The following is a 21,358-nucleotide window of genomic DNA, read 5'->3' as shown; positions in this document are numbered from 1 at the left end:
AAAACTATTTGATTTTTTGGGTATTCTATATATCCTGAAGATATCAATTATAAATTTATCCATTCCTTATAAGGGAAGACATTATTATTTATTTGGCATGGTATACCCTTATATAATCTATTTCCATAACCGCTGGAAACATAGAGTCATCCACTCCTTGGGCTCCGGCATATCTTCCCCCTACAACCGTATCTATTAAAAGATAAAAAGGCTGGTCAAAGGGCCAATTGAATTCTGTGGCATTGGATGGACGGTCCAGCGTATAAACTATATTTTCTGGCTGGTCCATATAAAATTTAATATAATTATTGGTCCATAAAATTCCATAGGTATGAAATTCTTCCTCCAAAGTCTCCAGCACATTTCTTGAGCTTATTAAATTACCGTTATTTTCGTTGTTCGCTGCAGAATGTACGGTAACATTATAGGTATTGGGCAAAGAACTAAAATATTCCATTATATCAATTTCACCACTGTTTGGATAGCCCACAACATCTATATTATTACCAAGTAATGCTAATTTAAACCAAATTCCAGGCTTTTCACCTGTAGGAAGTTTAGCGTTAATTTCTATGCGACCGTATTGAAATGCAAATTTTCCGCTTAACCTGGAAGAAGTATAGTCTCCTTTGTTTTGACCTACACCAACTTTTTTAGCATATAGTTTTAACGTTCCATTGTTTAACTCTACATTTTCTTCTGTATATTTTTGCAATTGATCATTATTGCCGGGATTGTTGTAATTTTTTTCAAAAACCCAGTTGTCCTTAAAGGAGAAATCATCAAAATCTTGACTCCAAACCAGTGTGGCATTGTTCCAGTTATAACTATCAAGATTTCCCCCGCTGGGAATTTCCATTATTATTTTTGTCCTTTCTTCCCCAGTACCCTCATCTATGGTATCATCCGTCTTGTTGCAACCCAATAAAATAAAACTTAGAGTTACTGCCAATAAGATTGTATTAAATGTTAGTTTTTTCTTCATGAACAACTTATTTTATTTATGTGGGTAAATATATATTATTCCGTCCATTAAATTTGATCTTTTTAATGATTTTAAAACACTACGAATATAGCGATCAGAGGATTATGATCAAATTAAGATTTAAATACCAATCATACACTTTTTTTATACCTTCATCCAGGCTAGTATTAAAGCTCCACCCTAATTTCTTCAATTTTGAAGGATCGGTTAGTTTTCTCATGGTGCCATCTGGTTTATTTTCATTAAAAAAAAGTTCTCCTTTAAAACCAACAATATCCTGAATGGAACAAGCGAGTTCTTTAATTGAAATTTCTTCTCCTGTACCAATATTAATATGGGTGTTCCTAATCTCTTTTTTTACATTTTCCTTTATAGAAGATGAAACTTCTGGAATATCTTTAAAGTTTACTTTTTCCATTAAAAACACACAGGCATCGGCCATATCTTCGCTCCATAAAAATTCCCTTTTTGGATTGCCACTGCCCCAAATTTCAATCTTGACTTTATTATCCTCTTCTATTATTCCATACTGTGCTAAAATCCTCCTAATTTCGGTTTGGGTTGCGTTTTTGGAAATCCCGTTTATCGGAAATTTTTCAAAGTCATTTCGTAAACCACCCCAGTTATTATCTTCCAAGGCTTTTCCTAAATGCATTTTTCTTAACAGCGCCGGGAGGACATGCGATTTTTCCAGGTCGAAATTATCATTGGGCCCGTATAAATTCGTGGGCATCACTGAAATAAAATTGGTTTGGTACTGCACATTATAGCTTTCGCACATTTTGATTCCGGCTATTTTGGCTATAGCATAAGGTTCGTTTGTATATTCGAGGACATCGGTAAGCAGGTAGCTTTCCTTCATGGGTTGAGGACAGTTTTTAGGATAAATACAGGTGCTCCCCAAAAACAATAATTTTTTTACATTGTTTAAATAACTGTTATGGATAATGTTGTTTTGAATCATTAAATTAACATAAATAAAGTCCGCACGGTATTCGTTATTGGCCGAAATACCCCCAACTTTTGCTGCGGCAAGAAAAACATATTCGGGCTTTTCTTTTTTGAAAAATTTTGAAACCGTGCCAGAATTTGTTAAATCCAGTTCCTTATGGGTCCTCAACAAAAGGTTGGAATATCCTTTGGATTTCAATTTGCTCAAAATTGCAGAGCCTACCAACCCTGTATGACCAGCTATATAAATTTTAGAGTTCGTGTTCATTTTTTGAATGATTAAAGAATTAATTACTTAGGAATCCAGTAATTATTTTTTATTCATAATAGTTGTTGACATAATATCCATTTTCCTTTAAAAAATGATCCCTTCCCATGAGTTTCATATCACTTTCCATCATTTCGGTAACCAGATCTTTTAAATCATATTCGGGCGTCCAACCCAATTCGTTTTTAGCTTTTGAAGGATCTCCCAACAAATATTCTACCTCCGTAGGCCTAAAATATATAGGATCTACAGATAGAATTTCTTTGCCATCCTCTATAATATAATCAGGATTGTTACATGAAACGATAAAAGCTTTTTCTTCGACCCCTTCTCCTTCAAAACGTACCGTTATTCCCACTTCATGGAATGCCAATTGAACAAATTCCCTTACCGTGGTAGCTCTCCCAGTAGCTATTACCCAGTCTTCCGCTTTTTCCGCTTGCAATATCATCCACATCATTCTCACATAGTCTTTTGCATGCCCCCAATCCCTTTTTGAATCCAAATCGCCCAAATAGATTTTATCTTGTAATCCTAACGCGATCCTGGAAACGGCACGCATAATTTTTCTGGTAACAAAAGTTTCACCCCTAATTGGTGATTCATGATTAAAAAGAATCCCGTTACAGGCAAACATTCTATAAGCTCCCCGGTAGTTTACGGTAATCCAATACACATACATTTTGGCAACGGCATAAGGGCTTCGTGGATAGAAAGGAGTTGTTTCAGATTGTGGAACCTCTTGTACCTTCCCATATAATTCTGAAGTTGAAGCCCGATAAACCCTTGTTTTTTTTCCATGCCTAGAAGCCTTACTGCATCTAAAATTCTTAATGTACCCAAACCATCTGCATTCCCTGTATATTCAGGAATTTCAAAAGAAACCTGCACATGGCTCATAGCCGCCGGATTATAAATTTCATCTGGTTTGATTTCCTGTATGAGCTGGATAAGGTTGGTGCTATCAGTCATACCCCCATAGTGTAGAATAAATCTTCTGTTCTCTACATGCGGGTCTTGATATACATGATCTATACGATCTGTATTAAAAAGGGAAGCCCTTCTTTTTAGTCCATGTACTGTAGAGCCTTTTCTCAGCAGGAATTCGCTTAAATATGCACCATCTTGACCTGTAACGCCAGTAATAAAAGCAACTTTCATTTATTCTATTTTCTTATGAAATATTAAAAATATTAATAGGCTTTATCATCTCCTTTAACCGAATTGATTATGGTTTCATAAATTATTAGAAGGTCCAACCAAGGAGTCCATTTTTCCAGATAGAAGATATCCATCCGGATACGATTAACAATATCAGATTTTTTCACAATTTCTCCACGGTAGCCATTTACCTGTGCAAGTCCAGTTATTCCAGGCTTAACAAAATGTCTTACCAAATATTTGTCTACATATCTTTGATATTGTGTTGTATGCGCCTCCATATGTGGCCGTGGTCCAACAATACTCATATCCCCTAAAAATACATTTATAAACTGAGGTAATTCATCAATGCTGGTTTTTCTAATAAATTTCCCAATTTTAGTAACCCTTATATCGTTACGGGTGCACATTTGTTTATTGGCATCATTGTTTACTGCCATAGATCTAAATTTATAGCACCAGAAAGATCTTTTCTTCTCACCATGTCGCAATTGCTTAAATATTACCGGTCCTTTGGATTCTAACAAATTCAATAAAAATAAAACCGGTATTAACCATGAAAGCACAAATACAATCATAAAAGAAGAAGCTAGAATATCGAAAATGCGTTTGCCGTATTTAGCATAATTTTTATCCAGTGGGGATTTACGCAAGTTGAGAACGGGCACGTTTTCAAAAAGCTCAAATTCCATGGAACTGGAGTAAAATCCTTTATTATCTGGTACTAATTTTAATTTTATTAAATTATTATCGGCAAAGGTCCTAAGTCTTACTAATTCTTTATAAGAGAACTGACTCACTGAACAATAAATTTCATCAACTCCCTTGTTTAAAATATAATTAAAAGAATCTTCAAAAGGACCTAAATGCATGCTATCTGTTACATTTTCATCTTTATTATGGAAATATCCTAGATATCTATAACCATAATCTGGTTTATTAAATATACGTACAAGACTGGGTAAATTTTTATCTTTCCCTAAAATCACCACATTTAAAAAATTGCCACCACCTTTCCGGTACAATTTGCGGGACTCAAAAAACAACCATCGGTATGTAGATAATAAAATAAGCAGTATTAAAAGAACAAGGATTTGTTCCTGTGGATAGAATTCTGTTTTTGTGAAAGCTAAAAGCGTAAAGTAGGAAAGTGAAAAGACGAAATAATGGCGTAAGAACTTATGAAATTTATTTATAAACTTCTCTTTTCTGTCTATACTATAAAAGTTAAGACCAATTCCAATAAACGACCATGCCAAATTTACAAATATTGCCACCGTATAATTAGCATATGTCTCTGGTGTTAAAACATAGAGTGTTAAATTGATTATCAATAGATGAAAAACAACAGAGAACGGAATTATTAAAAAAGAACCCTTCACAATTTTCGTATTAGATTTATATTTCAGAAAACAAGATTAATATTCTCTTCGGGATATAGTCCAATAAAATTTGTTCTGCTAAAGAAGTAAAACCAACAAAGGGATAATTTTCAAAATCAAAAAGGTCGTAGGTTAGTTCCATAAGTTTTTAACAAATCAATTACTGGAATTGAAGAATAATTAAACTGATATTCAAATGTTCAAAAATCAACTTTTATAATCTATTTTTAAATTATCGTATTACTATTTAATATAAATCTTTTATGGTTTTCATTTTGAACCAGCAAGAAATATTAATTTAAATAATTAAATTTGGGGAAATAAATATAAAAGTTAAGGATGAATTATATGCTAAGTGTGGGGGGACAGCTATAAGTCAAATCAAATATCCATTTATTTTTTTCAACATTCACAATCTTAAATGTTAAAAAAATTAAAATAAAAAAAATAAATATTTTTTTTGATTTATTGTTATAAAAATAAACATTTTTTTAAAAATATTTATAAAAAATTATAAATTTATAAATTTAACGTATATATTTAAGAGTATTTAGATAAATAAATTATTAGATAATATCGTTATTTTGATAAACAGCAGAGAATAAATTATAGCGCTCTCGATGAAGTGTTAATTTTTATCCTTCACTGACACACTTGGGTTTTGCAGATTTTCCCAGAAACGCAGATTTCTAGTTTTTCATGTCAAATATTGCGAAAGACACTAAAGAAATTTAATAATTCACAGAAAATTTTGGGTGAGATAGTGCATAGGAAATAACTTTCAAGTTCAATGGTAGACCGAACGGAAAAGAACCCTCTTCTCTATTACTACTCTCCGAGCCTTCATATTACCTTTCTGGCCACTATTTAAAACTTCTAGGACAAACTGGTTTTTCTTTGTGGGAAATAATTGCGAAAATGAAAAAAAAATCAAGGTTTGGGTTTTAAAAGGGTTTAGGAAGTGTCACCAAGTTTACACCCCGCTAACAAATTTATTGAAGATGGATGCCGTAAGGTGAACATAGGGAAATATAAAAACCTGTGCTAAAATCATTTCTAAATAATAACACGTACTACTTTTTTGGTTTTTTAAATTATATTGCTGCGCACTCTAGTTTGAAAAAGTTGGATGCCTCAAGAAGTGGATATGCCGGCTGTATGTGATGTCTCTCTGAACGAATAAAAAACAATAAAAAACCAGGCAATCATTATCCGCTTAAGGAAAAAGTCGTTTCACTTTCCAAGTAGTATCTTCTTCGAGCTGGTACTGGATGCGATCGTGTAAACGATTAACCCGCCCCTGCCAAAATTCCATGATTTTTGGCGATAAACAAAATCCTCCCCAATTTTCTGGACGGGGGATTGGTTTATTCTTAAATAGCACCTTAAATTCCTTTACCCTCTTTTCTATTTCTGTTCTATCAGCAACTTCATGGCTTTGAGAGGAAGCCCATGCCCCAATTTGACTCCCTCGAGGTCGACTATTAAAATATTTATCTGATTCTTCCTTGGAAATGGGAGTAACCACCCCCTCTATTCTAATTTGTTGAACTAGTTCGAGCCACAAAAAGGTTAATGCGGCAAAATTGTTTTCTCTTAATTCCTTAGCCTTTCTACTCTCAAGGTTGGTAAAAAAAACAAAACCATTTTCATCAAAATCTTTGAGCAATATAATCCTTCCTGCTGGTTTTCCCTGAAGGTTAGCAGTAGATAAGTGCATGAGATTAGGTTCCCTAACTTTATTTTTTACAGCTTTATAAAACCATTTTTCAAATTCATCAATTGGATTTTTAGCAAGAGCTTTCTCATTGATGCCTTTAGAGATATATTCCGTTCTAAAGTTAGCAATCAATTGGTGAATAGAAATGCCTTGTAAATGTTTTTTAATATTTTGGTTAAGTTTCATTACCTCCCATATTTACTGAATTTAATACGAAGAAGTATGGAGTTTTTCTTTTAAATCATTTTTCCGAACTTCTTTGTAAATTCTAAAAAGGTTGGATACCGCACTATAAATTTGATCCATGGTTTTATTTATAAATTTTGGATTTAAGGGTTTAGATATGATATTAGGAAATGATTTTCTCCTGTTTAAAAAAAGTATCTAAATTGCTTGCTGCCTCGAAACATTTACTCACTTTTGAAACTTCATTACAAGATTTTGAATTCCTTAGCTCGGAATTACATTCCATATGGGATAATTCAACTTTCTCAAAATTCTTATTGATGGTTTTACATTGTTGATAAAGACTATCAATTGTTTTATAATTGGTTGGATCTATCCCTTTTTGCAATAGAAATCCTTTTAAATAGTTTTCAATAACATGTTGGGCATTCTTACATACTAAATAAGATACTACATCTTCTTTTGGTTTATACAACTCATTATTTGCTTCATTTAGTTTTTCCCTTCCATCATCAAATAATCTATTGGCTTCCTGTTCCATGGTGAATAATTTTTAAAGTTAAACTTAGAAAGTATTTAATTTCAATAATTCCCCGACACCCCCCGCCTCCAGGAGAGTCGGGTTCAGGAAATATTTTATTTCCCTAAATTAATTTACATATCCCTAAAAAGCTCTAACCTTTCCCATTTGGTTTCTACCTCTTCCTGCGCCTGTGCAAGCAACTGCTTTCCTATTTCCGCATTCTCTTTGACAACCCTTGTAAAACGTGTTTCGTTGTACATAAAGTCTTCTAAAGGCGCCGCCGGCGGTTTAGAATCTAACTTGAACTTTTTGCCTTTAGGTTTTAAAGGATCAAACCTGAACAGTGGCCAGTAACCTGTTTCTACCGCTTTGATTTGTTGGGTAGCTCCGTGTTTTAAATCATAACCGTGTTCTACGCAATGAGAATAGGCTATAATTATTGATGGGCCCGGATACGCAGCAGCTTCTTCAATGGCCTTAAGGGTTTGTAAATCTTTTGCCCCAATAGCTATCTGGGCTACATAAACGTTTTGATAGGAAACGGCCTGTAATGCCAGGCTCTTCTTGCTGGTGCGTTTACCAGAAACCGCAAACTTGGCACTAGCACCCAGAGGGGTAGCTTTGGACATTTGCCCGCCGGTATTTGAATAGACCTCGGTATCCATAACCAGGATATTGATATTCTCCCCCGAGGCCAGCACATGGTCCACACCACCGTAGCCTATATCATAAGCCCAGCCGTCACCTCCAAGTATCCAGACAGCCTTCTTGCGCAAATACTCCGTTAATTGATTGAGCTTACGGGCATTTTCAGAATCCAGGGTATCCAAAATTTTCTTCAAAGATCTTATTTGAGCTAATTTATCGGCCTTTTGTAACTCTGTTTCTTCGGGGTTCTCAATAATTGCCGATACCAGATCACTACCAACCTCAGCTTCTAAAGACTTCAATAAATCTACGGCGATTTCCTCTTTTTTGGTCAAGGCCAGCCTCATCCCTAAACCAAACTCGGCGTTATCTTCAAATAAGGAATTGGCCCAGGCAGGACCCCGTCCCAGTGCATTGGTTTTGTATGGGGTTGTGGGTAAATTACCCCCGTAAATTGAAGAGCAACCGGTAGCATTCGCGATTAAAATACTATCTCCATATAACTGGGTAAGCAGTTTAATGTAAGGGGTTTCCCCACATCCCGGACATGCCCCCGAAAATTCAAACAGCGGTTCTAAAAACTGCGAACCTTTTACATTGGTTATTTGCAGTTCCGTACGGTCATAATCTGGAAGGTTGATGAAATAATCCCAGTTAAGGTTTTCTTGGGCAGCAACATCCAGCTTTTTTCTCATATTGATAGCCTTGAAGTTTTCAACTTCTTTGCTTTCAGCAGGACAAACGACCACACAAAGATCACAGCCCGTACAATCTTCAGGGGAAACCTGTAACACATAAGAATCGGTCGCACTTGTAAATGGCCTTCCTTTTGCAGGGACCGATTTTAAGGTACCCGGGGCATCTGCAAGCTCATCGCTAGGAACTACTTTGGCCCTTATGGCTGCGTGCGGACATATAGCCACACACTTATTACATTGTGTACAAAGGTCTTCCCCTTCCCAAATTGGGATAATGTCGGCAATACCACGTTTTTCATACTGGGTGGTTCCTGTAGGGAATGTGCCGTCTACCGGGAAAGCACTTACCGGAAGTTCATCTCCATGACCCGCAAGGATTTTACCTAAAACCTCTTTCACAAAAGGATCGGCCTCTCCGGTCATCATTGGTTTTAAGCCTCTGGTATTTGTAATTTGTTTAGGATATTCTACTTTTTGCAGGTGCTCAAGGGATTTATCAACAGCGTCGAAATTCATTTTTACGATCTTATCCCCTTTGTGAGAATAAGATTTTATAATGGCATCCTTTATTTTTTGTATTGCTTCATCTTTTGGCAGCACCCCTGAAATTGCAAAGAAACAGGTTTGTAAAACCGTATTGGTTCTTTTGCCCAGTTTAGCTTCATACGCAACTTTAGTGGCATCTACCACATAAAATCCCAACTCGTTTTCTATAATTCCCTCCTGCATTTTTTGCGGCAATTCGTTCCATATCTCTTCTTTTGAGAATGGTGAATTCAATAGAAAGGTGCCGCCTTTTTTAATCTTTTTCAGAATATCATATTTCTGGATAAAATTAAACTGGTGGCAGGCAATAAAATCGGCTGTATTTATCAGGTAGCTGGAATAAATTGGTTCGGGTCCAAAGCGAAGATGCGATACTGTTTGGGCACCCGCTTTTTTAGAATCGTAAACAAAATAACCCTGTACATAATTATTGGTGGTTTCTCCGATAATTTTAATAGAGTTTTTATTGGCCCCAACAGTACCGTCAGATCCCAATCCGTAGAACAAACAATTAAAGGTTGTTTTACGGGTCTTAAATACCGGATTGTACAACAAGCTGGTAAAGCTTACATCGTCATTAATTCCAATAGTGTAATGATTTTTTGGCTGGTCTTTTTCAAGTTCATCAAAAATTCCTTTTACCATAGCGGGATTAAATTCTTTCGATGACAATCCATAACGGCCCCCAACTACTTGTGGCATTGCCCTGTCGCTTTCGGCAAAGGCAGTAATCACATCCAAATATAGGGGTTCACCTGTACTTCCCGGTTCTTTGGTACGATCCAGTACAGATACTTTTTTTACTGTCTTTGGAAGGGTATCAATAAAATGTTTAATTGAAAATGGCCTGTACAAACGCATAATCAGTACTCCCACTTTCTCTCCGTGCTCTACCATAGTATCTATTACCTCCCTTACAGCACCTTCGCCAGAACCCATAATAACAATTACACGCTCGGCTTTAGGATGACCTATATAATCAAACAATTTATATTTGCGACCGGTATGCTGGTAGAACTCATCCATGACTTGCTGAACGGTTTGGGGCACTTTATCATAATACAGGTTTGCCGCTTCCCGGGCCTGGAAGAAAACATCAGGATTTTGAGAAGTTCCCCTTATTACAGGATTATCAGGATCCAGAGATCTCTTTTTGTGCTGCATGATTTTATCTTCCGGCATCATCGCCTTAATAATATCATCGGTAATCCCATCAATCTTGGAAATTTCGTGGGAGGTCCTAAAACCGTCAAAGATATTCAGAAAAGGAACCCGGGAATGCAGGGCGGCTACCTGGGATATCAATGCAAAATCCATTGCTTCCTGGACCGAGCCTCCAAACAACATGGAAAACCCGGTTTGCCTTACTGCCATGACATCTGAATGGTCTCCAAAAATGGATAAAGCATGGGTGGCAATGGTCCTGGCCGCAACATGTATAACTGTAGGCAACAATTCTCCTGCTATTTTATACATATTAGGGATCATTAACAAAAGCCCTTGCGAAGCCGTGAAAGTAGTGGTCAATGCCCCTGCCTGCAGGGAACCATGAACGGCACCGGCAGCCCCTCCTTCACTCTGCATTTCAACAATCCTGGGAACATTGTTCCAGATATTCTTTTTTCCTTTAGAACTATATACATCTACATGCTCGCCCATCGGGGAAGCAGGGGTTATAGGATAAATAGCGCAAATTTCATTTGTTTTATGGGCAACCATTGCAACCGCTTCGTTTGCGTCACAAATAAGTTTCGGGAATTCTTTTGTCATCTTGCATATATTTAGTTCATTCCATTTTATTCACCATGTAACCAGGCCTTTTTCTCCAGTAATTGTTCTTCGGTTTCATCGTGGTCCCCATCAGGTATACAACAATCTACAGGACAAACCGAAGCACACTGGGGCTCATCATGGAAGCCTTTACATTCTGTGCACTTATCGGCCACAATAAAATAAAATTCATCCGAAATAGGTTCGTTTTCAGCATCGGCATCAACATCCTTCCCATTTGGGGTTGTTACCATACCACTTAAAGAAGTTTCGTCTGAATAAGACCATTCCTGGTCCGGTTCATAAATTGCATTATTTGGACATTCTGAAATACAAGCATCGCAATTGATGCACTCGTCTGTTATGATTAGAGCCATTTTACCTTGTTTTATTGATTATAATGAAATAAAATTAAAGTCATTTAAGCTTCTATAATATGACGATTATCATATTTCATTATAAAGTGTAAAATTATATTTGAAGGATATAAATCTTAATTAAAGATTATGATTACAGAAAAGATAATAAACAATCAAGGGAAGCTTCCTGAATCTCTAAAAGCTGTAGTTATCAGGTTTGTTGGTGATTCAGGCGACGGTATGCAGTTAACTGGGACCCAGTTTTCCGATACTTCCGCCATGTTTGGAAACGATGTTGCAACTTTCCCTAATTACCCCTCAGAGATCAGGGCTCCTCAGGGCAGTTTATATGGGGTCTCAGGCTTTCAGGTACATATTGGAAGCGTGGAAGTGAGCACACCGGGAGATAATGTTGATTTGCTGGTTGCAATGAATCCCGCTGGTTTAAAAACCAATTTATATGCGGTAAAACCAGGGCATACCGTTATAGTGGATGCCGATTCTTTTAATAAAAAGAATTTAGAGAAAGCACAATATACAACCAATCCCCTTGAGGATGGCAGCCTTGAAAACTATCGTGTTATTGAAGTGGATATGACTACCCTTACAAAAGAAGCTTTAAAAGGCATTGAGGGCTTGGACAATAAAAGCATTACCCGAAGCAAGAACATGTTTGCCCTGGGCATGGTGTATTGGATGTACAACCGGTCTAAAGACCATACTATCGATTTTTTTAATAAAAAGTTCAAATCCATCCCGCACATCATTGAAGCCAATACCAAAGTATTAAATGCAGGGTATTTTTTTGCTGAAACCTTGGAACTTATACCTAATGCCTATTCTATTTCCCCCGCAAAAATGGCGCCCGGTACCTATAGGATTATTATGGGGAATACGGCTACTGCCTGGGGTTTTCTCGCAGCCGCCGAAAAATCGGGACTAGAATTATTCTTAGGCTCCTACCCCATCACCCCGGCTACGGATATTCTCCATGAGCTTGTTAAGCATAAGCACTTTGGTGTGAAGGCGTTCCAGGCCGAAGATGAAATAGCAGGTATTTCCTCGGCAATAGGAGCTTCTTTTGCCGGTGATCTGGCCATCACGACCACTTCAGGTCCGGGGCTCGCTTTAAAAGGGGAAGCATTGGGATTGGCCATGATGATAGAATTGCCGCTTGTAGTAGTAAACGTTCAACGCGGCGGACCTTCTACGGGCTTACCCACAAAAACGGAACAATCCGACCTTTTACAGGCCATGTATGGCAGAAACGGGGAAAGCCCCGTAATAGTGATTGCCGCCAGTACACCCGCCAATTGTTTTGATTATGCATACCAGGCCTCAAAACTTGCCCTGGAGCATATGACCCCTGTAATTTTGTTGACCGATGGTTATATAGCAAACGGCTCGGCTCCATGGAAGATAAAAAGTATTGCAGACCTACCGGAAATAAAAAATCATATTATCAAGGAGGCTAAAGAAAACTGGCATCCTTATGATCGTGATGAGGATAGCCTTGCCAGAAATTGGGCCATTCCGGGTACCCCTGGATTAGAGCATAGGGTTGGAGGCCTTGAGAAAGACCATATAACGGGAGATGTTTCGCACGTTCCTGGGAACCATGAAGTAATGACTTGGACCCGGGCCGAAAAAATTAAGCGCGTTCAAAATAATATTCCCATTCTAACAACTTCATTCGCCAACCAAGGTGAACTCTTGGTAATTGGTTGGGGAGGAACCTTCGGCTCCCTATATTCGGCCGTAAAACATTTAAATGAAGAAGGATACGAAAATATTGGCTTCGCACATTTCAACTACATTAATCCGCTGCCAAAGAACACAGGGGAAATCCTAAGTAAATTCAAGAAAGTTATTGTTTGCGAATTGAACAACGGTCAATTTGTGAACATTTTAAGAATGAACTTTAGCGGAATTGAATTTTTACAATTCAATAAAATACAGGGCTTACCCTTTGCCAACGATGAACTCATTGAAAAATTTAAACAATTAGCCCAATAATTATGGAAACAGCTGTAAAAAAATATACGTATAAAGATTTTGCAAATGACCAGGAGGTAAGATGGTGCCCGGGCTGTGATGACTATGTTATTCTGCGTTCGGTACAAAAAGCCCTTCCTGAAGTTGGCGTGAAAAAAGAAGATGTGGTCTTTATTTCGGGAATAGGCTGTTCTTCCCGTTTTCCATACTATATGGACACCTATGGAATGCATGGTATCCATGGCAGGGCTCCCGCGATAGCCTCTGGCGTGAAACTGGCAAATCCCCAACTGAGCGTATGGGTTATTACCGGGGATGGAGATAGCATGGCCATTGGAGGAAACCATTTTATACATGTATTGCGAAGGAATATAAACCTTAATATTATCCTTTTTAATAACGAAATTTACGGCTTGACCAAGGGGCAGTTTTCTCCAACCTCGCTAGTGGGCCAAAAAACAAAATCGTCTCCTTACGGAAATACCCAGCCACCATTTACTCCCGGAGAACTGGCCTTAGGGGCCCAAGCAAGATTTTTTGCCAGGGTTGGGGGAAATTCACCCAAAGAAATGACCGATATCTTTATCCAAGCTGAAAAATTTAAAGGCACCTCTTTGGTAGAAGTACTTCAAAACTGTGTAATCTTTAACGATGGTTGCTATGTGAAATATACCGATAAATCTGTTCGAGAGGACAAACAACTTTTCGTGGAACACGGTAAACCTATGTTATTCGGAAAAAACCGGAATAAAGGTCTTGTGCTAAACGGCTTAAAACTGCAAGTGGCCACTATTGGAGAAAACGGAATTACCCAAGAAGATTTTCTTGTCCATGATGCCAAAGAAAAAGACCCTACCCTTCACCAAATGCTGGTGAGGCTGGAATACCCTTTAGTAACCGGAATAATTAGAAGTTTTAACGATGTAACCCTAGAAGAAAGGGAAGATGCACTGACCGCAGAAGTTAAAGCAAATTCCAGTTTCAGAAAAACAGATGATCTGTTCTTTTCAGGGGAAACTTATGAGGTAAAATAAGGAAATAACTGATTTTTATCAGTAATTAAAATCCTAAATACTTTTAATTTTAAACATGTTAAGTCTATAAAAATATGGGATCAGAAGCACTTATAGTATTCCTTATTGCCGGGGTGGTTTTAGTAGCCGGTGCGAACTTTCTGTCAAATTTAATTTCACCAAAATCCGATAATTCTCAAAAGCGGGAACCTTATGAAAGTGGTATGGAAACCATTGGGCCTACCTGGGTTCAGTTTAAAGTAGGTTATTATTTATTCGCCATCTTGTTTTTAATCTTTGATGTGGAAGTCGCATTTTTATTTCCTTGGGCGGTGGTTTACCAAGAAGTGGGCGTCGTTGCTTTGGTTGAAATAATCATCTTCCTGCTCATACTAGGATTAGGACTGGTTTACGCATGGAAAAAAGGAGCATTAAAATGGGAGTAGACAACAACAATAAGACGCCTGAAGGTTTCCCGGGAAAAGTAATTCCGGCAGGAAACGGGGCAAATGTAATTGTCACTTCACTGGATAAAATCATTAATTGGGGGCGTTCAAATTCGCTTTGGTCCCTTTATTTTGGAACCAGCTGCTGTGCCATAGAAATGATGCAAACAGGGGCTGCCCGCCATGATTATTCCAGGTTTGGTTTTGAAGTCGCCCGCCCCTCCCCAAGGCAAGCCGATTTGATAATTATTGCCGGAACCATTGTGAATAAAATGGCCCCGGTATTAAGGCGCCTCTACGACCAGATGGCTGAACCCAAATACGTAATCGCCATGGGCGCGTGTGCAATTTCCGGAGGCCCTTTTTTTTACAACTCCTATTCGGTGGTAAAAGGTGCTGACCATGTGATCCCGGTAGATGTTTATGTGCCGGGATGCCCCCCCCGTCCCGAAGCTTTACTGGAAGGTATGTTAATGCTGCAGGAAAAAATAAGGACCGAAAGCATGAAGCATAAAAAGAACCCTGTAGAAGGCTTTGATGAAGGACTTTAAAACCCGAAAGCTATGACTAACGAAGCATTACAAAAACATATAGGCGGCTGGTTTTCAGATCCAGGTGCTGTAAAACTTGAATTCTCAGAAGAAGGCTCCCAATTTTTAAATATAAGCATCCACCCAGACTATCTCCACGAACTCATGTGGAGCTTAAAACACAATAAAGGAACCCATTTAGATTATTTATTCTGTTTAACCGGGGTTGACTGGGGAAAAGAATTAGGTGTGGTTTATCACTTAGAATCTACTGTCCACAGGCATATCCTTGTTGTAAAAACCCTCACTGAAGATCGTGAAAATCCTGAAGTGGATTCGGTTCAGGATATCTGGGCTACTGCCAATTTCCATGAACGGGAGGTCTATGATTTCTTCGGAATAAAATTCAATAGCCATCCTAACTTAAAAAGGCTCTTCCTTACCGATGAGTGGGAAGGCTTTCCGCTAAGAAAAGATTATGTAGATGAAGTTAATATGGTCGTTAAATAATGGAATATGGAAACAACGATTGTCAATAACAACTTTAAATCTGAAGAATACTTCATTAACATGGGGCCACAACACCCTGCAACGCACGGTGTGCTTCGCCTCCTGTTAACCATAGATGGGGAGATTATAAAAAAAGTAGAGCCAGACCTGGGATATATACACCGTTCGATTGAAAAAATGTGCGAACGGGACAGCTATCAGCAAATTGTTCATCTAACAGACCGGATGGATTATTTATCGTCACATATCAATAACGAGGCTGTTTGCTTAACAGTAGAAAACGCCCTGGAACTTGAAGTTCCCGATAGGGTAAAAGTAATAAGGACCATTATTGGCGAGTTAACCCGTATTGCTTCACACACCCTGTGGTGGGGAGTTATGGGGATGGATGTAGGTGCCCTTACCACTTATTTTTATGGGTTCAGGGACCGGGAAATGATCAACGATATCTTCGAGGAAACCTGCGGGGCCCGCTTAACCATGAACTACAATATTCCCGGGGGATTAATGCATGATGTTCATCCTAATTTCGTAAAAAGGGTCAAGGAATTTATAACGCATTTCAGGATCAAATTACCCGAATATGACCGCCTATTGACCGGAAATGTGATTTTTCAGAAACGCACCAAAGGTGTGGGGGTATTAACCCGCGAAGATGCCATATCATTTGGGGCTTCGGGCCCGGTTGGAAGGGGATCCAACTATTCCTGCGATGTGAGAAAACACCATCCCTACAGTGCAATTGATAAGGTCACTTTTAATGAAGCCATTAAGACGGAAGGCGATTGTTTTGCCCGTTACCAGGTACGTATCCAGGAAATGTGGGAATCCATGTCTATAATAGAACAATTGATAGATAAAATTCCGGAAGGGGATTATCAAGTTCCCACCAATGCCGTAATAAAATTACCGAAAGGGGAATTTTATCAAAAAGTGGAAACAGCAAGGGGAGAGCTTGGAGTTTACATAATTAGTACTGGGACAAAAAATCCGTATCGCATGAAATTTAGATCGCCTGGCCTCTCTAACCTTTCATTGTTGAACCACATTAGCATAGGGGGGAAAATTGGTGACTTGGTGGCTACCATGGCAACCTTGGATCTCGTAATACCCGATATAGACCGTTAAAATTAATGCAATGAATATACCTTTAAGTATAGCAAACAATATTCACAACTGGCTTCTAAATATCATGCCGGCAATGGCCGTTGGTATTATAGAAATGGCATTGATTGCCCTAGCTTATCTGACCCTTTTTGCTGTTCTGGGCTTATATCTGGTTTTAATGGAAAGAAAAGTAGCCGCTTGGTTTCAATTAAGGATTGGGCCAAACAGGGTTGGTTTTCATGGGTTGTTGCAAACCATGGCCGATGCTTTAAAACTTGTGTCCAAGGAGCTTACAGGCACCGTAAAAGCCGATAAATTTTTATACAATTTAGCTCCTTACTTTGTCATTATTTCTTCATTAATGGCACTGGCCGTGTTTCCATTTACCAAGGATCTACAAGCATTCGATATTAATATTGGTATTTTCTTCCTCATCGCAATTTCATCGGTAGGGGTTATAGGTATCCTTCTCGGGGGCTGGAGCAGTAATAATAAATTCGCTTTGATAGGTGCCATGAGAAGTGGTGTTCAAACTATAAGTTATGAACTTTCCATAGGTCTTTCCCTGCTTACCATGATCTTAATCACCGGAAGCCTACAACTTTCAGAGATCATAGAGGTTCAAAAAAACGGATGGTTGATTGTGCAGGGGCATATTCCCGCCATTATTGCCTTTATGATTTATATGATTGCCGGAACCGCCGAAACCAACCGAGCCCCTTTTGATATGGTTGAAGCCGAATCTGAACTGGGCGCAGGGTTCCATACCGAATATTCAGGGATGAAATTCGCCTATTTCTTTTTAGCAGAATTCATCAACATGTTTATAATTGCGGCAATTGCCACCACCGTTTTCTTTGGGGGATGGCTTTCCCCTTTTGGCATTACCCAATCTATACCCTGGTTGGGTGTTTTCTGGTTCCTGGCAAAAACCTTTGTGCTGGTATTTTTAATGATGTGGTTTAGGTGGACCTTCCCAAGGTTAAGAGTAGACCAGCTGCTTACCCTGGAATGGAAGTATTTGCTGCCCATCAATCTGGTAAACATTGTAATCATGGCGGTAATTGTATGGCTTAATTTCACTATTCAATTCTAGAAATTATGAGTTATTTATCAGAGATATACAACGGAATAAAAACACTGCTCACCGGAATGAGCGTTACGGGAAAATATTTCCTTAATTCCAGAAAAGGGGCAATTACCCAACAATATCCAGACAACCGGGACACCTTAAAAATGTTTGAACGTTTTCGTGGGGAAGTAGTAATGCCCCATGACGAAAAAAATGAACACCAGTGCACTGGTTGCCAGAAATGTGAAATTGCCTGTCCTAACGGCACTATTGAAATTATCTGGGACCGTGCTATAGATGAGGACACAGGTAAAAAGAAAAAAAAGATAGACAAGCACATTTATCATTTGGGCATGTGCACCATGTGCGGCTTATGTATTGAAGCTTGCCCCACCGATGCGATTAAATGGGCACAGAATTATGAAAATTCGGTGTATGACAGGACCCAGCTTACCAGGGTTTTAAACAAACCGGGATCCAAAGTAAAAGCAGGTATAGAAGATTAAGCTTATGGAAAAAATTGTTTTTTATGTTTTAGCACTTATCATGGTGGTTTCAGCAATTGCCTCTGTTACCAGCCGAAAAATGCTCCGGTCTGTGATTTATCTGCTGTTTGTGCTTATTGGAATTGCAGGCTTATATTTTATGGCCGATTACAATTTTCTGGCAGCCATCCAGCTTACGGTCTATGCCGGGGGTATTATCGTACTTATCATATTTTCGGTTTTACTGGTGCACCATATAGAGATGGAGCTGGAAATGGCCAAAAAATCCAAACGGATCATGGCGGCACTTACCTGTTTAATTGGCTTGGCAGTTTTCTTAACGACCATCTATACGCATCCTTTTCAGGCGGTTCCTAATTCAGTGACCACCACTACCGCTGATATTGGGTTTAAATTATTAAACTATGGGGAGGGGGGCTTTATACTCCCTTTTGAAGTAATAAGCGTGTTGTTGCTGGCTACAATGATTGGAGCAATTGTAATAGCCAAGGGCGGAAAGGTTACCAGGGATAAAACCGAAAATATATCCAAACCGGAAAAAGAAAAAGTTCTGGAAAGTTAATTACTGGTTTAAAACCATAGATAATGATATTCAATACAATAATTAAAAGTTAACAATATGATACCCGGAATTAGCATTGCCGAAATCCTTACTGTAACCTCTATTTTGTTTTTTATTGGGGTTTACGGATTTATAACACGAACAAACCTGATTTCCATTTTAATTTCGGTAGAACTGATCCTGAATGCTTCAGCAATAAATTTTGTGGTAATTAATAAATACCTGTACCCCGATGTGCTGCAAGGGGTCGTGTATTCCATTTTTATCATAGCCGTAGCCGCAGCCGAAACTGCCCTGGCAGTATCCATCATAATCAACCTTTACCGGCAAATAAACTCTGTAGAAGTTAAGGACACTGAAACGATGAAGTACTAATATTTGACGTTATGAACTTAAGTTATATCCTCTTAATTCCATTAATTCCCTTAGCGCTGTTTTTGGTACTGGGAATTTTCAATAAAAAAATCAAACCGGCCGTCTCGGGCTCCATGGGGGTATCGGGACTGGCCATTTCTACCATACTTTCTTTTTATTCCGCATATGAGTATTTTTTTGTTCAGGGGAAAGTAAATGGTGCATATCAAACCTTCGTTGAAAAAATGCTCTGGCTGAACTTTACCGATACGCTACATATAGATATGGGAATCCTTATAGACCCTATTTCTGTAATGATGCTTATCGTGGTATCTACCGTCTCCTTAATGGTACATATTTACAGCAGGGGCTATATGAAAGATGACGAAGGTTATACAAAATTCTTTGCCTTTCTGGGATTATTTACTTTTTCTATGTACGGATTGGTGTTAGCTACCAATCTTTTTCAGCTATATATCTTCTGGGAACTGGTAGGGGTTTCTTCATTTTTGTTAATTGGATATTACTACACCAAAAACTCAGCGGTTGCAGCCGCAAAAAAAGCCTTTATAGTGACCAGGTTTGCCGATTTCGGATTTTTGATAGGCATTCTTATAATTGGATTTTATACCGGCACCTTCGATTTTGAAACTTTAAATAATCCTGAAGGCACTGCCATTTTAAACTGGGCTTCTACTTCCTTTATGGGGTTATCGGTTATTACCTGGGCATTAATTTTAATCTTTATAGGAGGGGCCGGAAAATCGGCCATGTTCCCCTTACATATTTGGTTGCCGGACGCCATGGAAGGCCCCACGCCTGTTTCTGCCTTAATTCACGCCGCTACCATGGTAGTGGCCGGAGTTTATTTGGTAGCCCGCCTATTCCCCATGTATTTTATGGTTGAAGAAGGCTTTGCCTTGCAAATTGTGGCTTATATAGGTGCCTTTTCAGCATTGTTCGCAGCAATAATAGCCATTACCCAAACCGATATTAAACGGGTACTGGCCTTTTCTACCATGTCACAACTGGGCTACATGATGATGGCTTTAGGGGTATCGGGTTTCGACGGGCATGAAGGGGTTGGTTATATGGCTTCCATGTTCCACCTGTTTACCCACGCCATGTTTAAAGCTTTACTATTCCTTGGGGCAGGCTCGGTAATCCATGCGGTCCATAGCAATTATTTAAAAGATATGGGCGGCCTCAGGAAATATATGCCCATTACCAATATCACTTTTTTAATAGCAGCTTTGGCTATTTCCGGGGTTCCACCACTGGCGGGATTTTGGAGCAAAGATGAAATTTTGGTGGCGGCTTTTGAGAACAACCTCTTTATTTATGGAATTGGAGTGTTTGTAGCCGGATTGACCGCATTTTACATGTTCCGGCTTTATTTCGGGATTTTTTGGGGAAAAGAGACCAACTATAAGCATACACCCCATGAGCCCCCATCTTCTATGACATTACCGCTAATCATATTGGCAGTACTTAGTGCAGGGGTAGGCTTTATTCCTTTTAGCAAGTTTGTAACAGCCGATAAAACTGGCTTTGAAGCCCACTTAAATTATCCCCTGGCTGCCATTGCCATTGGGGTTGGACTAATAGGAATTATACTGGCCTGGGTATTCTATAAAAAAGAAAATGACCTGGCCAACAGGTTCGCAAATGCTTTTGGTGTCTTTTATCGATGGACCAGTGCCAAATTTTACGTTGATGAACTCTATCTTTTTATAACCCGTAAACTGATATTTAAACGAATCTCTGCCCCCATCGCTTTCTTTGATAAAAAATATGTAGACGGTACCATGGAGGGCATTGGAAATAAAACAGTAGTGGTTTCACAGAAAATAAAAGCTTTGCAATCTGGGAAAGTCCAGGACTATGCCTTTGGTTTTATTGGAGGGGTCGTGGTACTGGCGCTGGTGTTTATTTACTTATGGACCAGCAATTAGAAAAAACAAATGACAAATCTCATGGTGTTTCAAACAAAATAGTTATCGAAGAATTAAATCAGGAGTCAGCAGAATTGAAATAAATATTTTCAGCAATTATTAAAAAATAAA

General features: G+C 38.5%; 19 protein-coding genes and 1 pseudogene. 11 read left to right on the top strand and 9 right to left on the bottom strand.

Annotated elements, in window-relative coordinates; genetic code table 11:
- Nucleotides 1-88: 88 nt before the first annotated feature.
- The 9 genes and pseudogenes from JM83_RS12410 to JM83_RS12375 all read right to left on the bottom strand — a co-directional run bounded on the left by JM83_RS12410 (nt 89) and on the right by JM83_RS12375 (nt 11,215).
- Nucleotides 89-985: a family 16 glycosylhydrolase gene (locus JM83_RS12410; RefSeq protein WP_144962460.1), complete on the bottom strand. Its 897-nt coding sequence runs from the start codon at nt 983-985 to the stop codon at nt 89-91.
- 94 nt (nt 986-1,079) lie between these two features.
- A complete protein-coding gene (locus tag JM83_RS12405) occupies nt 1,080-2,204 on the bottom strand; it encodes a GDP-L-fucose synthase family protein (RefSeq protein WP_144962459.1) in 1,125 nt (374 codons plus the stop codon).
- A 49-nt stretch (nt 2,205-2,253) separates the two neighbouring features.
- Nucleotides 2,254-3,365, bottom strand: a pseudogene (gene gmd / locus JM83_RS12400) (GDP-mannose 4,6-dehydratase).
- 32 nt (nt 3,366-3,397) lie between these two features.
- Nucleotides 3,398-4,747 carry an exopolysaccharide biosynthesis polyprenyl glycosylphosphotransferase gene (locus tag JM83_RS12395; RefSeq protein ID WP_144962458.1) on the bottom strand — a complete coding sequence of 450 codons (1,350 nt, stop codon included), beginning with the start codon at nt 4,745-4,747 and terminating at the stop codon, nt 3,398-3,400.
- A 16-nt stretch (nt 4,748-4,763) separates the two neighbouring features.
- Nucleotides 4,764-4,889, bottom strand: coding sequence for a hypothetical protein (locus tag JM83_RS19485; protein WP_261376458.1), 126 nt, complete (start codon nt 4,887-4,889; stop codon nt 4,764-4,766).
- Between the two features lie 1,074 nt (nt 4,890-5,963).
- Nucleotides 5,964-6,653, bottom strand: a complete 690-nt coding sequence (gene pdxH / locus JM83_RS12390) for a pyridoxamine 5'-phosphate oxidase (RefSeq protein ID WP_144962457.1) — start codon at nt 6,651-6,653, stop codon at nt 5,964-5,966.
- Between the two features lie 163 nt (nt 6,654-6,816).
- Nucleotides 6,817-7,194, bottom strand: coding sequence for a HEPN domain-containing protein (locus JM83_RS12385; RefSeq protein ID WP_144962456.1), 378 nt, complete (start codon nt 7,192-7,194; stop codon nt 6,817-6,819).
- 113 nt (nt 7,195-7,307) lie between these two features.
- Nucleotides 7,308-10,838 (bottom strand): pyruvate:ferredoxin (flavodoxin) oxidoreductase, encoded by a 3,531-nt coding sequence (nifJ, locus tag JM83_RS12380; protein WP_144962455.1) that lies wholly within the window; start codon nt 10,836-10,838, stop codon nt 7,308-7,310.
- A gap of 26 nt (nt 10,839-10,864) precedes the next feature.
- On the bottom strand, nt 10,865-11,215 hold the full coding sequence (locus JM83_RS12375) for a 4Fe-4S dicluster domain-containing protein (RefSeq protein ID WP_144962454.1): 351 nt from the start codon (nt 11,213-11,215) through the stop codon (nt 10,865-10,867).
- Between the two features lie 129 nt (nt 11,216-11,344).
- Between JM83_RS12375 and JM83_RS12370 the strand changes: the two genes are divergently transcribed.
- The 11 genes from JM83_RS12370 to nuoL all read left to right on the top strand — a co-directional run bounded on the left by JM83_RS12370 (nt 11,345) and on the right by nuoL (nt 21,247).
- The gene (locus JM83_RS12370) at nt 11,345-13,213 is read left to right on the top strand and encodes a 2-oxoacid:acceptor oxidoreductase subunit alpha (RefSeq protein WP_144962453.1); all 1,869 of its coding nucleotides are present in this window, start codon (nt 11,345-11,347) and stop codon (nt 13,211-13,213) included.
- A 2-nt stretch (nt 13,214-13,215) separates the two neighbouring features.
- On the top strand, nt 13,216-14,226 hold the full coding sequence (locus tag JM83_RS12365) for a 2-oxoacid:ferredoxin oxidoreductase subunit beta (protein WP_144962452.1): 1,011 nt from the start codon (nt 13,216-13,218) through the stop codon (nt 14,224-14,226).
- A gap of 74 nt (nt 14,227-14,300) precedes the next feature.
- Nucleotides 14,301-14,651: an NADH-quinone oxidoreductase subunit A gene (locus JM83_RS12360; protein ID WP_144962451.1), complete on the top strand. Its 351-nt coding sequence runs from the start codon at nt 14,301-14,303 to the stop codon at nt 14,649-14,651.
- Complete coding sequence (locus tag JM83_RS12355; RefSeq protein ID WP_261376457.1) at nt 14,642-15,202, top strand: NADH-quinone oxidoreductase subunit B; 561 nt, start codon at nt 14,642-14,644, stop codon at nt 15,200-15,202. The genes JM83_RS12360 and JM83_RS12355 overlap by 10 nt, the downstream gene beginning before the upstream one ends.
- 12 nt (nt 15,203-15,214) lie before the next feature.
- A complete protein-coding gene (locus JM83_RS19300) occupies nt 15,215-15,691 on the top strand; it encodes an NADH-quinone oxidoreductase subunit C (RefSeq protein WP_222430233.1) in 477 nt (158 codons plus the stop codon).
- A gap of 6 nt (nt 15,692-15,697) precedes the next feature.
- Nucleotides 15,698-16,819 carry an NADH-quinone oxidoreductase subunit D gene (locus JM83_RS12350; protein WP_222430232.1) on the top strand — a complete coding sequence of 374 codons (1,122 nt, stop codon included), beginning with the start codon at nt 15,698-15,700 and terminating at the stop codon, nt 16,817-16,819.
- 10 nt (nt 16,820-16,829) lie between these two features.
- Nucleotides 16,830-17,894 (top strand): NADH-quinone oxidoreductase subunit NuoH, encoded by a 1,065-nt coding sequence (gene nuoH, locus JM83_RS12345; protein ID WP_144962449.1) that lies wholly within the window; start codon nt 16,830-16,832, stop codon nt 17,892-17,894.
- Between the two features lie 5 nt (nt 17,895-17,899).
- On the top strand, nt 17,900-18,376 hold the full coding sequence (locus tag JM83_RS12340) for a 4Fe-4S binding protein (protein ID WP_144962448.1): 477 nt from the start codon (nt 17,900-17,902) through the stop codon (nt 18,374-18,376).
- Nucleotides 18,377-18,380: 4 nt separating this feature from the next.
- Nucleotides 18,381-18,938: an NADH-quinone oxidoreductase subunit J gene (locus JM83_RS12335; RefSeq protein ID WP_144962447.1), complete on the top strand. Its 558-nt coding sequence runs from the start codon at nt 18,381-18,383 to the stop codon at nt 18,936-18,938.
- Nucleotides 18,939-18,995: 57 nt separating this feature from the next.
- Nucleotides 18,996-19,313: an NADH-quinone oxidoreductase subunit NuoK gene (gene nuoK / locus JM83_RS12330; protein WP_144962446.1), complete on the top strand. Its 318-nt coding sequence runs from the start codon at nt 18,996-18,998 to the stop codon at nt 19,311-19,313.
- Between the two features lie 11 nt (nt 19,314-19,324).
- Nucleotides 19,325-21,247, top strand: coding sequence for an NADH-quinone oxidoreductase subunit L (nuoL, locus tag JM83_RS12325; RefSeq protein WP_144962445.1), 1,923 nt, complete (start codon nt 19,325-19,327; stop codon nt 21,245-21,247).
- Nucleotides 21,248-21,358: the final 111 nt, after the last annotated feature.

The organism is Gillisia sp. Hel_I_86, assembly GCF_007827275.1.
Lineage (GTDB): Bacteria > Bacteroidota > Bacteroidia > Flavobacteriales > Flavobacteriaceae > Gillisia.
The sequence above is the reverse complement of the archived record's forward strand: the minus strand, read 5'-3'. Positions and strand labels throughout refer to the sequence as shown.